The organism is Flavobacterium sediminis (assembly GCF_003148385.1).
Classification (GTDB): Bacteria; Bacteroidota; Bacteroidia; order Flavobacteriales; family Flavobacteriaceae; genus Flavobacterium; species Flavobacterium sediminis.
The window spans coordinates 1,493,462-1,508,115 of sequence record NZ_CP029463.1; the positions used below are offsets into that span (position 1 = coordinate 1,493,462).

The window sequence follows — 14,654 nt, forward strand, 5'->3', positions numbered from 1 at the left end:
GATTCCTCAAGCAGCACCTATTTTAATTTTAATTCTATTAGCCCTAACTTTTTTACAATCCGGTTATGACAAGATAAAAGACTGGAAAGGTAATGTAGAATGGCTTAAAAGTCACTTTAACGGTACTTTTTTAGGAAAACAAGTTCCGCTGGCCTTATTTCTTATTTTAGTTTTGGAAATTTGTTCCGGTGTAATGTGCGTTTCCGGTATAATAGAATTATTCAATACTCCTGATACTATTGTAGGCTATTATGGAGCCGTTCTATCGTGTATAACGCTTTTATTTTTGCTTTTCGGACAAAGAATTGCTAAAGATTACGATGGTGCCAGAACCATTGTTATTTACTTTATTCCGGCTATTTTAGCCGTTTACTGGTTAGGGTAATCTATGTAGTATTTGTAAAATAAAAAAAGACCAGATTTTTATCTGGTCTTTTTTTATTTTACAGAAAATGGTATTATTTTTCTTCTTCTTTCGTTTCTTCTGTAGCTTCAGCTTTTTCTTCTGTTTTACCTTGAGAAGCTTTAAACTCATCGTTTAACGATTTTAAAACTTCTTGTGTAATATCATAGTTATCTTTAGCATATAAAACTGTAGCAGCATCACCCGTTCCGTAGATATAATCATACCCTTCTTTTTTACCGTATTCTTTGATATAGTCTTTCATCGATTTAATGATTCCTGTACGGATACTATCGCTTTCTACCTGAATTTGACGTAATAAAGCATCTTGTTCCATTGCTAATTGTTGCTCTCTTTGTTGTAACTCAGCACCTTTTTGTTGTGCCCAAGCCATCCCTTTTATTTGAGCATTGCGTTGGAAATTATTAGCCTCATCCTGAAAAGCTTGTAATTTTGCTTGCAACGGACGACCCATTTCCTGCGATTTTACTTTGAACTTTTCGTCTTCATCTTTAAACTTTTCATATTTTTCTAAAAGTTCAGCTGTGTCAATATAAGCTGTTTTATAAGCCGGTGTGCTTTCTTGTTTGTTACAAGAAATCATTGCAATTGCAAGTCCTAAAATTAAAAATGCTTTTTTCATTTGTTATTATTCAAAATTTTACGGCGGTAAAAATAAGAATTCCTTATCAAGTTACCAACTCCTAATTTTTAATTGGATGGAACCGTGTTTTTATACTTTCTCTAAAAGTAAAGCATAACCTTGTCCTACACCCACACACATGGTGGCTAAAGCATATTTTTTATTTTGTCCCTGCAACTCTAAAGCCGCACTATAAACAATTCGCGTTCCCGACATTCCCAGTGGGTGACCAATAGCAATAGCACCGCCATTGGGGTTAATTCGGGCATCGTCATCTGCTAAACCAAATGCTCTGATACACGCTAAACTTTGAGCGGCAAAAGCTTCGTTTAACTCAATAACATCAATATCTTTTAATTCTAATCCGGCTCTTTTTAGTGCTTTATACGAAGCACCAACCGGACCGATTCCCATAATTCTCGGTTCTACACCTACAACACCGGAACTCACAATTTTAGCTATTGGCTTCAGATTGTATTTTTTTACTGCTTCTTCTGATGCTAAAAACACGGCTGCTGCACCATCATTTAATCCGGATGCATTACCGGCTGTTACAGTTCCGTCTTTTTTGAAAGCCGGTCTTAACTTTGCTAATATTTCTGTTGTCGTATTTGGTCTGACGAACTCATCTTTTTCAAAAAGAACGGCATCACCTTTACGCTGTGGAATTTCGACTGTCATAATTTCTTTAGCCAATCTTCCGTTTTCCTGCGCTTTTGTAGCTTTCATTTGTGAACGATAAGAAAATAAATCCTGATCTTCCCTTGAAATATTGTACAACTCTACCAAATTTTCGGCAGTTATTCCCATTGGGTCAACACCATACATTTCTTTCATTTTCGGGTTTACAAAACGCCATCCGAAGCTTGAATCTTCCATTCTAGAATCGGTTCCAAAAGCTTTAGACGGTTTAGAAACCACTAACGGTCCTCGAGTCATGTGTTCTACCCCGCCGGCAATATAAATATCACCATCACCACAAGCTATAGCTCTGGCTGCATTTACGATAGAAGACATCCCTGATGAGCACAAGCGATTAATTGTTTCACCTGGAATGGTATACGGCAAACCTGCCAATAATAAAGCCATACGCGCTATATTTCGGTTGTCCTCACCTGCCTGGTTATGACAACCTAAAATGACATCTTCAATTTCTTCAACGGGAATCTCAGGATTTCGTTTAACCAATTCTTTGATCACTGTTGCTGCTAAATCATCTGTTCGTACTTGTGATAATCCGCCGCCGAAATTTCCAACGGGAGTACGGATACCATCAATAATATATACGTTTTTATTCATTTTTAATATTTTTAAAGCCTTCATCTTCAGGCAAATTCCATTTTTTTCGCAGAAAGTTAATTCCATAAGAAGTAATCACTGTTATTGCTAATCCTATCAGACAGCCTAAAGCAACACCGGAAAACCTTTCAATAGCTCCCATCCAACTCATGTTGTCCCGTTCGTAGATCAAAACAATGATCAAAGCCACAATTGCTGTACGTACCACATTCATCAATTTAAAAACATAACAAAAAACGATGGATAAAATGATTCCTGTAATGATTATCAAGAAATTAGGTGTTCCTATTAAAAAACAAAGCAGTCCCATTCCCGAACCAATAAAATTGGCTTTGAAACGTTCTATGGCCAATCGTTTAGAATCTTTTGCCTCTGGCGAAATCACCAAAATTATTGACAACAAAGCCCAATACAATTGATGTTCAATGAAATAGATGTATAATTCGTAACCAATCCAAAATCCCAAACAACATCTGAAAATATAGATGGCTAAATCAGAACCTATGCTATGTTTAATTAATTTTTCGAGCATATTTTATATTCGTTTATCTCGATTAAAATTAAGATAATTTTTCTATAAAATTTGCTTCTGTTTTTTGTTTAACTTCTTCTAATGTTGCTCCCGGCATGACTTCGACTAAAGTCAATTGGCCTTCGATATACTTAAATACCGCTAAATCAGTGATTACCATATCTATCGATTCAATTGCTGTTAAAGGCAATTTACAAGTTGGTACAATTTTAGAGGAACCATCTTTGTTGGTATGCGTCATGGTAATGATTAGTTTTTTAGCTCCAGAAGCCAAATCCATAGCACCGCCAACGCCTAACAAAGGTTGTCCCGGAACAGCCCAATTGGCTAAATTAGCCGCTTCATCAGCTTCTAAACCACCCATAACCGCTACATCGATATGTTTTCCTCGGATCATGGCAAATGATTCGGTACTGTCAAAATAACTACTTCCCGGTAAAGCTGTCACCGGAATCTTTCCGGCATTAACCGGATAATCTAAAGCACCTCCACCATCTTTCGGAGCAGGACCAACGCCCAACATTCCGTTTTCAGTGTGTAAAATGATCCCATGTTCCGGTGTAATTAAATCGGCAACCAGAGTAGGAATACCAATTCCCAGATTTACTACATCGCCTTTTTGAAGTTCCTGAAGCGCTCTTTTTGCCACATTCATTCGGCTCTCGCTTACTTTTTTAGAAGAACTTACGGAAGCTGAACTACCTAAATCGTCCAAATGCAGCGTAGCTTGTACTAAGTAATCTACAAAACAACCCGGCGTATGAATTTCGTTAGGATCAATAGAACCTTCCGGTACAATTTCTTCTACCTCTGCAATAACCAAATCAGCAGCTGTTGCCATGGCTCTATTGAAATTTTGTTCAGTCATCCTGTAAACCAAATTTCCGGCAGCATCAGCTTTCCAAGCTCTGATAAAAGCAATATTTCCGCGAATTCCTTCTACAAAAACCTGTTGCACGCCTTTCAATATTTTCGTTTCTTTTCCTTCAGCAATTACCGTTCCGGCAGCCGTTGGTGTAAAAAAACCACCAATTCCGGCTCCACCAGCTCTTAACGCTTCGGCCAAAGTACCTTGCGGAATTAATTCGTATTCCACTTTTCCTTCCTGAGCTGCTTTAACCGCTTCGGGATTACTGGTAAAAAACGAACCTATCATTTTTTTGATTTGTCCGTTACGCAATAATAGACCTCCACCTAAACCAGGTTCACCTACATTATTTCCGATAAAGGTTAAATCTTTCGTATCTGTTTTGGCTAAAGCATGCATTAAGTGCACCGGATTTCCTGTCATTCCGAATCCGCCTTGTAGCAACACATCGCCATTTTTCACCAATTTTGCGGCCTCTTCTAAAGAGATTTGTGGTGTTTTTTTCATTTTCTTAGTTCTTTTATTTTAAAAAATCCAATAGTGCTTGATTAAACTCAGCGGCAGCTTCTACATTGGAAAGATGTGCTGCGTAAAATGCTTTTAATTGCGCATTTGGAATTTGCTCCTGCATAAATTTTCCGTCTTCAACGGTTGTAACTGTATCTTCCGTTCCGCAAATGACTAGGGTAGGAGCTTCAATTTCATGTAATTGTGTTCTGAAATCGGCATCGCGAACCATAGCGCAGTTGGAACAATATCCAGCTACATCCGTTTTAGCGAATACGTCTAAAATAGGTTGGATTTGATCGTAAGAAGATGCCCTGAATTTTTCGGTAAACCATCTTTCGGCAGTTGCCGGAACAATATTGGCCAACCCATTTTCGGAAACGGTTGCAATTCTTTGGTTCCAACCATCAAGTGTTCCAATTTTAGCCGCTGTATTACAAATGATTAATTTTTCAATTCGTTCTTTAGCGTGAATTCCCAACCATTGTCCGATTAATCCGCCCATGGAAAGTCCACAAAAAGCGAATTTTTCAATGTTCAAGAAATCGAGTAGTGCTAAGACATCCTTACCTAATAGTTCCGCAGAATATTCGCCCGAAGTCACTTCACTTTGTCCGTGACCGCGAGTGTCCTGAAACAATAAGTTATACTCCTGAGATAACGCTTCTATCTGAGGGTTCCACATGGAAAAATTGGTTCCTAAAGAATTAGAAAATACCAATGTTTTATCCTTGCCGTTTTGCAAGTATTCGTAGTGGATTTTTGTGTTATTTACTTTAGCAAAAGACATTTTTATTTCTTTTGAAGTTTTTCTTTAATCTGAGTAACTGTTTCACCAGCCATAGCAAAATTATCATCTGGATATTCATGAATTTTTACTACGAAATATTCCTTGGGAGTTCCTGTTACCTCAACCCCAACTTCTACTAATTTTTGAAGCAATTCTCGCTTTTTTTCTTCGCTAATTTTTCCTGATTCAAATGTTATGATTGGCATAATTCTATTTTTTATAAAAGTGTTTCTCTAACAGCATTTGGGTGTTTGCAAAGTGCTTTTACTTTGATGTCCATATATGGAAAAAGGGGTAAAGAGCTGATGATCGCATGCAATTCATCCGGGCTTTCTACTTCTAAAACACTTACGTTAGAATATTGTCCGGCCACACGCCACAAATACTTCCACTTTCCTGATTTTTGCCATTTTTGAGAGGTTTCTTGTTCTCTCTTGATATAATCTTTCAATTTATCTTCATCCCAAGTGGTTGGAATATTTACATCCATTTCGACTAAGAATACCATAACTTTATATTTTTATTATTTTCTTCTGTATTTTTCTAATTTGTCTAAATCTAATTCTAATCCTAAACCAGGACCTGAAGGTAATTTCATAGATGAATCTGTAAATTCAATTCCTTTTTTTACAATGTCATCCGTTAGCAATAAAGGTCCGAAAAGTTCAGTTCCCCAAGACATATTTTTTAATGTACTGAAAGCATGCGCTGAAGCGACTGAACCAATAGTTCCCTCTAAAAGTGTACCTCCATACAAACTGATATCGGCTGCTTCGGCAACGGCTGCTGTTTTCAACACATTGTACAAACCACCTGATTTTCCGATTTTTAAAGCAAAAACATCACCTCCACGTATTTTTGCCAGTTTATACGCATCGGAAGCATCATTCAACGCTTCATCAGCCATAATGGGTACAATAAACATATTGGTTAAACGTGACAGACCTTCAAAATTATCTTTTACAATGGGTTGTTCAATTAAATCAATTCCCGCATCCTGAAGTTTCGCAATTCCAATTTTAGCCGTACTTTCATCCCAAGCTTGGTTTACATCTACGGTAATTTTAATCTCTTCGCCTAAAGCCTTTTTAATAGCCGCTACGTGAGCAATAGAAATTTCCGGAGCTCTCCATCCGATTTTAAGTTTAAATGTGTTGTGGCGACCCATTTTAATTAATTCCTGAGCCTCTTCAATATCTTTTCCTGTATCACCACTAGCCAACGCCCAAAGTACCGGTAAACGGTCTGTATTGGCTCCGCCTAATAACGTAGCTACAGAAACGCCTAATCTTTTACCTTGAGCGTCTAACAAAGCTGTTTCGACCGCTGATTTTACAATTCGGTTTCCGCGGATGCTTTTTTCCAACACATACATGATTTGGTGAATATTGGTCGCATCTTTTCCGATTAAAAGAGGAGCAAAGTAGGTATCAAAATTCAGCTTCATGCTTTCCGGAGATTCTTCGCCGTAGCTTAATCCTCCGATAGTTGTGGCTTCACCGATTCCTTCTATTCCATCACTACAGAAAAAACGTAGGATAACCATAGCTTGATTACGCATTACCGTCATGGATAAATGATGCGGTCTTATTGTAGGTAAATCTACGATTATGGCTTCTACTTTCTGAATGGTTATATTTGACATATTCTTTTTAATTTTTTTAAATCCCGTAAAGTTACTAATTGATTCAGGTTCAAAAATTATACTTTTCTTATTTTTATTGGATGAATCTAATCCGTGTGATTAGTGCGCTTCTTTAAACTTTGACAGCCTATGTAATGATAACACTACTACAATCAAATAGATAGCAGCCATACTCATTGCAATTACATAACCATTGTAATTATTTCGAATGGCAAAGAAAAAAACACTTCCGATTACACTTATTCCTAATGCTGAAGAAAATTGCTGAACCGTTACATAAACACCTCCAGCGGCAGCGGCATGTTCCACGGGAATCTTTTTCAAGGCATAATTCAAAATGGAAGGTAAAAGTGTTCCTTGTCCTAAACCATAAATAAACATAAAAAACGGAATCAGGAAAATATTTTCTTTACTGTCTAATGTAAGCAATTGTAATACAATGGAAAGAATCATTAAAATTCCGCCACCAATTAAAAGTTTAATTCCATATTTCGCTAAGAAACGAAATGCTATTAAAGACGAAATTAGAAAACCTACACCATTAAATGAAAAATATCGACTTGCTGTTAAAGCATCGATATGTAAAACCCTTTGGAACTGAATTGCACACATTAACAAATACGAATTATGTGCTCCCCAAAAAAACAAGGCTATTACTAAAATTAAATTGAAACTTCGTATTTTAAATAGACTAGTAGTAAGCAATGGGTTTAATTGTTGAATGGTTTTTTTGTGCTGATTTTTTCCAAAGAAAAACAAGAGTAAAAACGCAGACAACAACAAAGAAACTAACGTTATTGAAAAACCGGTTTCGGGAATAGTGGTTAAACTGTAAATCAAAGCTGAAAGCGAGACGGTTAATAACAGAACTCCTGAAAGATCAAATCGCTCTTCACTTTTTTGTTTGGTTTCTTGCAGGCTGAACCAAGCCAAAGCTAAAGTAATGATCCCTAAAGGCACGTTGATTAAAAAAATCAAGCGCCAGCTTTCTTCAATGAAGTTTGATGCTACAAAATAGCCCCCTAAAAATTGCCCGATAATAGACGCGATTCCTAGAGTAACGCCATAATAACCAAAAGCTCTAGTTCTTTCATTGGGTTCTCTAAACGCCACTTGAATCATGGTCAAGGTCTGCGGTACCATAAAAGCAGCAGAAATCCCTTGAATAAAACGGAAGGTAATAAGTTGCCAAATGGTTCCTGCCAACCCACACATGGCCGAACTAAACGTAAAGACCAGCATACTCCACAAGAACATTTTTTTGCGTCCGTAAAAATCTCCCGCTCTTCCGCCTGTTATCAAAAAAACGCAATACCCTACTAAATAAGAACTTATTACCAGCTCCGTATGACTATCGGTCGCTGTGAATTGCGCCCTGATTGCCGGTAGAGCCATGTTTACAATGTAAACATCTACCACAGTTAATAAGGGCGACATTAATATCACAGCAAGAGAAATCCATTTATTTTGTAGCATCAAACTATGTTTTAAAAATTGAATGTAGTTGCAAAAATTATTCTGGAATTTGCCACATCACTTAAATTTGTAACGGCTCTTCCTCTGTTATCAGCATCTCCCCATTCAGCCATAGAATATTCAAACTCCAAACCAAATTTTAATTTGTTCAACACATACTCTAGTCTTGGCGCAACGCGATAGATATAATTAATGGTTCTTGCTCCGGCTCCGGCTCCAATTCCGCTAACAACTGCCGAAAATCCGTAAGCTTGTGCCGTAACCGTTGGGTCACTATTAGATTTGTCAACACCATTGTTTTTACTGTATCCAGCAAAGAAACCCGGCACCAATCTTTTATTCGTTTTAGCTGTAAAATCAATCCAATATGCCTGAGTATTCATCGTTTGATAGGTTTCTAAACTGCCATCAGGCTTGGTAAAGCCAACAAAACCTCCTAACATAATGAAAGATGCTGCATTTTGAGCCAAAGTAGCTTCTGATTTAAGCGTAAAATGTTTTGTATCCCATCTTGAATACAACATTCCGGTTACACTATTCAGTCTTTCGTTAGAATATAATCCTAAAGTTCCTGAACTTGTTTTCGGGCGAATGTTTTCATAATGTCCGGCTAAACCAATGATAAAATTATCTGTTTTATAATTGAATTGTAAATGCCCTGCCGGAACACCACTATTTGTATAGGGTTCTGTATTTGCAGTGAAATCACGTTGTGAAATTGCCGCAACAATCATATTGAAATGATTTCCTAATTTTTGTGTTAAACGGATTTGCGGATTCCTGTTATAAGGCATATACGGCGCTCCACCACTGAAGTTTACCGTTCCGGGGAAAATTTCAGGAATTGTTAACGGATGCCAAAACTGTCCTGCTCCGATTTGTGTTTTTTTCCAATTTAAGGTAATCCAAGCATGGCGCAAACGAAATTCATTGATTCCTCCTTCGGCATTACCAAAATAATCTCCTTCTAAAACTCCGTTTAATTTTGCTCCAAAAACATCAGGTCCTTTGATTTTTACACCCATTCTGGAAAGAATTGACAACATTTGAAATTGTGATGCCGAATTGATGTCTTCACCATTAGCATCATATTTTCTGTCTTTGGCCCACATTACAACAGCCGCTTCTCTCACATCTACTGTTTGTCTTGAGTCTAACATCGCATCGTGACGGATAAATCCATAAAATTTTAGGTTAACATCACGCTCTTTTAAATACGCATCTACAGCGTTTTGTATTTTTTTATTTTCAGCTATTGAATCTAGTTCTATGTTTTGGGAAAAGCAAAAGCCTCCTGTGAACATTAACAAAATGCTAATGCTCTTCAATATATTTTTTCTCATTTTTGATTAGTTCTTTATTTATTTTTGATTAACCCAAGTCGCCTCCCGACACCGGAAGTGTAATTCCGGTGATATAAGAAGCTTCGTCAGAAGCTAAGAATAAAATAGCTCCAACTTGCTCTTCAATAGTACCATAACGTTTCATTAAGGTAGAATCAACCGTTTGATCTATAATTTGTTGGTACCAATTTTTCTCGTTTTCCGATTGTTCATTTGGATTACGCGGAATTATTCTTGGTGGAGCTTCCGTTCCTCCGGTGGCAATTCCGTTTACCCTAATATTTTTGGTTGCATTTTCAAAAGCTAATGACGCTGTAATAGCATTCACTCCGCCTTTTGCTGCAGCATAAGGAACACGATTGATACTTCTTGTAGCTATAGAAGAAATATTGACAATAGCTCCAGAATTTTGTTCAAGCATATAAGGTAGAACCGCATGACATCCCCAAAGTGTCGGAAATAAAGAACGTTTGATTTCTTTTTCAATTTCATCTACTTTGTAATGTTCGTAAGGTTTTGCCCAAATAGTGCCTCCTACGTTGTTGATTAAAACATCAATTCTATTGAAAGTAGCTTTAACCTCTTTGAATGTCGCAACAAAATTTTCATACACTTCTAAATCGGCAACAATTCCTATTGCTTCGCCGCCTAAAGCCTTAATTTCATTAACAACTTCGTACACAATTTCAGAACGGTCTACCAATGCTACTTGAGCCCCTTCTTGAGCCGCTCTAACAGCCACTCCTTTACCAATTCCTTGACCTGCACCGGTTACTACAATAGTTTTATTCTGGAAACGATTGGGAAAAAATTTGTTCATTTTTGTAAAAAATAGGTTCTATAATTATCCTAATTTGGGTTCTGTTTGAAGTTCAACTTGTGAAGTTACTTTGTTAACGTAAGCATATTTTAGACTTACAAAACAAATAGCCAAAGCACCGATAGCTCCTGGAATAGCGAAAATCATGAAATTTGCTTCGAATGGTAATCCCATACTCAATAACGCTCCTCCAAGAATTGGTCCTGCCATTCCTCCAAGTCTACCTACACCTGAAGCCCAACCAATTCCTGTTGAACGAATGTCCATAGGGTAGAATTGTGCTACATAAGCATATAATAAAATTTGTGTTCCAATTGTAGTGGCACCTGCCATTCCGATTAGTAAATAAAGAACAAAAGTATTGCTCTTGAAACCTAACAAACTCAACGAAATTGCAGCTAGCGACAAGAAGATGATCAAAACTTTTCTCAAGTGAAATTTATCACCTAACCATCCGCCGCCAATGGCACCAATCATCGCTCCAACATTTAACGCTAATAAGAATGATAAACTAGATCCTAATGGATATCCCGCTTGATTCATCAATTTTGGTAACCAAGAATTTAATCCGTAAACCATTAACAAACACATAAAAAATGCTATCCAGAACATTACAGTACTGATACCTCTTTTATTTTTGAAAAGTTGTACTAAACTTGCTCCCGGAACTTTTTCAGGTGTTTCAAAAGTTACTTTTTCATTGGCAGCAATAGCATTTGGGTCAATTTTTGAAACGATTTTTGAAGCTTCTTCATTTTTACCACTTCTCACTAAAAATCCTAAAGAATCTGGGAGATATTTTAAAATAATAGGCAATAAAACTAGTGGAATTGCACCTACATAGAATACAGATTGCCAGCCGAAACTAGGCAAAAGCAACATTCCTAAACCTGCAGAAAGCATTCCACCTACTGCATAGCCACTAAACATTATTGTTGTTAACAAAGAACGCATCTTTTTAGGTGCATATTCTGTGATTAATGCAACGGCATTAGGCATTAAACCACCAATTCCTAAACCTGCTATAAATCGGCTTAATCCAAACTGGAATGGCTCAACTGCTAAAGTACTCACTAAAGTAAATACGCTAAAAAGAACCAAACAAATTATAATCGATTTTTTTCGACCAATTTTATCAGCTAATGGTCCGAAAATAAGTGCCCCGAACATCATGCCGAATAAGGCATAACTTCCTAAAGTCCCGGCTTCCATCGGTGTTAGGTTCCATTCTTTCATCAAAATGGGTAAAACCACACCGTAAATGACTAAATCATACACATCAAAAATGATGATTAAAAAACACCAGAAAAGTACTTTCCAGTGAAAACTTCCGAATCGAGCGTCGTCGATTACCTGTTGAATGTTGATAGTTCTCATGAGTTTTATTTAATTTTTGGTTGTTACGTTATTGGGTTAGTTTTTGTTTTTTGGTTAGTTTTAGGTGGTAACAGCGTGGCCTGTCGGTAAAAATTTTTCTAAATAGAAATTGCTGTATTGAATTCCTTCTGTTGCTAATGATTCTTTAACGGCTTCCACCATAGGATTGGGTCCGCAGATGTAGATATCATAATCGTTTTCCGTTAAATTGTCCTTGGTAATCCATTGGGTAACAAATCCTTTTGGAAAACGAGATGATTCTTGTCCAGAAACACAACACTCAAAGTTGAAATTTAGTTTCGATTGGAACTCTTTTAATCGATCTATTTCCACTAAATTTTCTTCTGTTGTAGCTCCGTAGTATAGTGTAATTGGATTGGAATTTCCTTCGGCTGCTAAGCTTTCCAGCATGGCTAAAAATGGTGCAATTCCTGTTCCACCTGCAAAAAATAAAGTTGGTTTTTCAATTTGTCGCAAATAAAAACTTCCTAAAGGTCCGGTTACATTCAATGATGCGCCTACTTGAGCTTCATTTTTTAAATATTCGCTCATTAAACCATTGGGAACCATTCGAATTAAAAATTCTAATTCATTTTGGCTACCTTTATTTGCAAAAGAGTAGGAGCGCGTTTGTTCACTTCCCGGAACTTCAATATTTACATATTGTCCTGCTAAAAATTCTAGAGTAGCATTATCAGGCAATTGTACTTTTAACTGAACGATTTCGGGAGATAAATAGTTAACGGCTGAAATTGTAGTAGCAAAAGTTTGTGTTTCTACCTTACAAGCTGTTGAGCTGGCAAAAATTTCAATAATCATATCCGATTCCGGAGTCATTTGGCAAGCCAAACCAAAGCCTTGAGCTGCTTCTTCATCAGTTAAGGCTTCATCAATGTAATCGCCTCCGTCATAACTTCCTGATTTTACTTTGCACTTGCATGTTCCACAAGCTCCGTCTGCACAATCTAATGGAATATTAATTCTATTGCGATAGGCTGCATCGGATACTTTTTCATTCGGTAAACCTTCAATTATCTTGGTTACACCATCCTCAAAATTTAAAGCAATTCTTGACATAATTTTAAATATGATAAACGTCTAAAACCTGACGTATGTAATCGTTTTTGACTACAACTTTTTTGTTAGTAATTAAAAAGGAATCTTCTGTTTTTTGTAGTGTGTAGTTACTAGTTCCAAAATAAACATCTGTTGTTTTATAACGGAACGAGTAAGTATGCCAGTTAAAACGAACTTTTACTTCGCCATCGTTTTCTTCTACGATTTCGACATTTGTAATATTGTGAGAAGTTCTGGGTTCAGGCATTGAGGCAGAAGAGCGCTCCGTTTTGATACGGAAAACACGATCTTCCAATCCACCGCGATTAGGATAATAAATCAATGAAATCTCGGATTGAAAATCAGTAGTGGTTTCATCTTCATCTGTCCAAGCCGGCATCCAATACACAGCATCTTCATGGTAACATTCTAACCAATTTTCCCACTCTCTATCATCTAAAAAACGAGCTTCTTTATATAAAAAAGCAGTTATTTTTTCAAAATTTGTCATTTTAAATTCTAATTAATTAAACTAATTCTTCTTTAGAAACACCTTTAATCAAAGTTTCTTTCCAGTATTCATGTTGCGAAACAAACAAACCTTCGTCTTCCGATTTAATTCCACTTATTACCGGATTAATTCCCATTTTTTCAGCGTGATCATCTGGTCCGTAAACCCAATGTGTTGCACCGCGACTCATGTCGTTATAAGGCAATTCAGTAGATTCGTATGCAATTTGACATGAACGGAATTCCTCTAAATCATCGGGAGTTCCCATACCGGTTACGTTGAAGAAATCTTCGTATTGACGAATTCGGGTTGAACGTTCTTCTTTGCTTTCGCCTTTTACACCGAAACAATAAATAGTAATTTCAGTTTCATTCACTGAAATTGGTCGAACTACACGAATTTGAGTAGAAAACTGATCCATAATGAACACATTAGGATAAACCCCTAAATTGCGTGTCATTGTTAGCATAAATCCAGCTTTTTCTTCACCGAATTCTGCGATTAAACGATCTTTTTGTTTGTAGATAGGACTTACTTCCGGATTTAATTTGGTTGTCCAAAGCAATATATGACCGTTTTTAAAGCCATATCCGCCCGCTCTGGGCGATTTACTCCATCCGTTGGCATCAACTGCCTTTGTACCTTCTTTTTCGTAATTACGGCGCGCCATTGTGGCTACATAATTCCAGTGTACTGATGAAACGTGGTAACCATCGGCACCATTTTCCATTTGCAACTTCCAATTTCCGTTGTAAGTATATTGCGATGAACCGTTTAACACTTCTAAACCTTCCGGAGCTTGATCTACAATATGATCGATAATTAAAGTCGTGTCATTAAGATATTCTTTTAAAGAAACTACATCAGGATTTAAGGAACCAAAAATGAAACCTCTATACGATTCTAAACGTGCAATTTTTTTTAGATCGTGAGAACCTTCGCAGTTAAATTGTTCCGGATATCCGCCTGCCTTGGAATCTTTTACTTTTAGTAGTTTTCCTGAATTGTTGAATGTCCAACCATGAAACGGACATGTAAAAGAGGATTTATTTCCTTTTCTGTAGCGGCACAGTTGTGCTCCTTTGTGTGAACAGGAATTGATAAGTCCGTGTAATTGTCCTTCTTTATCGCGAGTAATTACAACCGATTGACGACCAATAGTTGTTGTATAATAGTCGTTTGCATTAGCTACTTGTGATTCGTGTGCTAAATACACCCAATTATTCTCGTAGATGTATTTCATTTCAAGTTCAAATAATTCAGGATCTGTAAAAGCTTTTCGGTTGTGCTGATACTTTCCGTTTTCTTTATCGTGAATTAATAAAGAATCGATATAATTTACTGTGTTTTGTTCCATAATTACTTCATTTTAGGCAATAGAAAT

16 protein-coding genes are annotated in these 14,654 nt (G+C 36.8%); 1 reads left to right on the plus strand and 15 read right to left on the minus strand.

Going from position 1 to position 14,654, the window contains the following annotated elements:
- Position 1 precedes the first annotated feature (1 nt).
- On the plus strand, positions 2 to 385 hold the full coding sequence (locus DI487_RS06915) for a DoxX family membrane protein (protein WP_109570628.1): 384 nt from the start codon (positions 2 to 4) through the stop codon (positions 383 to 385).
- 73 nt (positions 386 to 458) lie between these two features.
- Here DI487_RS06915 and DI487_RS06920 read toward each other — a convergent pair whose 3' ends face one another.
- From DI487_RS06920 to DI487_RS06990, 15 genes are all read right to left on the minus strand, one after another.
- Positions 459 to 1,046, minus strand: a complete 588-nt coding sequence (locus tag DI487_RS06920; protein WP_109568986.1) for an OmpH family outer membrane protein — start codon at positions 1,044 to 1,046, stop codon at positions 459 to 461.
- Between the two features lie 90 nt (positions 1,047 to 1,136).
- A complete protein-coding gene (gene pcaF / locus DI487_RS06925; protein WP_109570629.1) occupies positions 1,137 to 2,345 on the minus strand; it encodes a 3-oxoadipyl-CoA thiolase in 1,209 nt (402 codons plus the stop codon).
- Positions 2,338 to 2,877, minus strand: a complete 540-nt coding sequence (locus DI487_RS06930; protein ID WP_109568987.1) for an FUSC family protein — start codon at positions 2,875 to 2,877, stop codon at positions 2,338 to 2,340. The genes pcaF and DI487_RS06930 overlap by 8 nt, the downstream gene beginning before the upstream one ends.
- A 28-nt stretch (positions 2,878 to 2,905) precedes the next feature.
- A complete protein-coding gene (locus DI487_RS06935; protein WP_109568988.1) occupies positions 2,906 to 4,252 on the minus strand; it encodes a 3-oxoacid CoA-transferase in 1,347 nt (448 codons plus the stop codon).
- A gap of 13 nt (positions 4,253 to 4,265) precedes the next feature.
- The gene (pcaD, locus tag DI487_RS06940) at positions 4,266 to 5,042 is read right to left on the minus strand and encodes a 3-oxoadipate enol-lactonase (RefSeq protein WP_109568989.1); all 777 of its coding nucleotides are present in this window, start codon (positions 5,040 to 5,042) and stop codon (positions 4,266 to 4,268) included.
- Positions 5,043 to 5,044: 2 nt separating this feature from the next.
- The gene (gene dmpI / locus DI487_RS06945) at positions 5,045 to 5,248 is read right to left on the minus strand and encodes a 4-oxalocrotonate tautomerase DmpI (protein ID WP_109568990.1); all 204 of its coding nucleotides are present in this window, start codon (positions 5,246 to 5,248) and stop codon (positions 5,045 to 5,047) included.
- An 11-nt stretch (positions 5,249 to 5,259) separates the two neighbouring features.
- Positions 5,260 to 5,550 (minus strand): muconolactone Delta-isomerase family protein, encoded by a 291-nt coding sequence (locus tag DI487_RS06950; protein ID WP_109568991.1) that lies wholly within the window; start codon positions 5,548 to 5,550, stop codon positions 5,260 to 5,262.
- Between the two features lie 15 nt (positions 5,551 to 5,565).
- Positions 5,566 to 6,687, minus strand: a complete 1,122-nt coding sequence (locus DI487_RS06955) for a muconate/chloromuconate family cycloisomerase (RefSeq protein WP_109568992.1) — start codon at positions 6,685 to 6,687, stop codon at positions 5,566 to 5,568.
- Between the two features lie 99 nt (positions 6,688 to 6,786).
- Entirely contained in the window at positions 6,787 to 8,163 is a 1,377-nt protein-coding gene (locus DI487_RS06960; protein ID WP_109568993.1) for an MFS transporter, read from the minus strand.
- Positions 8,164 to 8,174: 11 nt separating this feature from the next.
- Positions 8,175 to 9,506, minus strand: a complete 1,332-nt coding sequence (locus DI487_RS06965) for a hypothetical protein (RefSeq protein ID WP_146193390.1) — start codon at positions 9,504 to 9,506, stop codon at positions 8,175 to 8,177.
- Between the two features lie 28 nt (positions 9,507 to 9,534).
- Complete coding sequence (locus DI487_RS06970) at positions 9,535 to 10,326, minus strand: 1,6-dihydroxycyclohexa-2,4-diene-1-carboxylate dehydrogenase (RefSeq protein ID WP_109568995.1); 792 nt, start codon at positions 10,324 to 10,326, stop codon at positions 9,535 to 9,537.
- Between the two features lie 24 nt (positions 10,327 to 10,350).
- Complete coding sequence (locus tag DI487_RS06975; protein WP_109568996.1) at positions 10,351 to 11,703, minus strand: MFS transporter; 1,353 nt, start codon at positions 11,701 to 11,703, stop codon at positions 10,351 to 10,353.
- Positions 11,704 to 11,763: 60 nt separating this feature from the next.
- A complete protein-coding gene (gene benC / locus DI487_RS06980; protein ID WP_218925792.1) occupies positions 11,764 to 12,780 on the minus strand; it encodes a benzoate 1,2-dioxygenase electron transfer component BenC in 1,017 nt (338 codons plus the stop codon).
- A gap of 4 nt (positions 12,781 to 12,784) precedes the next feature.
- The gene (gene benB / locus DI487_RS06985; RefSeq protein ID WP_109568998.1) at positions 12,785 to 13,270 is read right to left on the minus strand and encodes a benzoate 1,2-dioxygenase small subunit; all 486 of its coding nucleotides are present in this window, start codon (positions 13,268 to 13,270) and stop codon (positions 12,785 to 12,787) included.
- Positions 13,271 to 13,286: 16 nt separating this feature from the next.
- Entirely contained in the window at positions 13,287 to 14,627 is a 1,341-nt protein-coding gene (locus DI487_RS06990) for a Rieske 2Fe-2S domain-containing protein (RefSeq protein ID WP_109568999.1), read from the minus strand.
- Between the last annotated feature and the right edge of the window lie 27 nt (positions 14,628 to 14,654).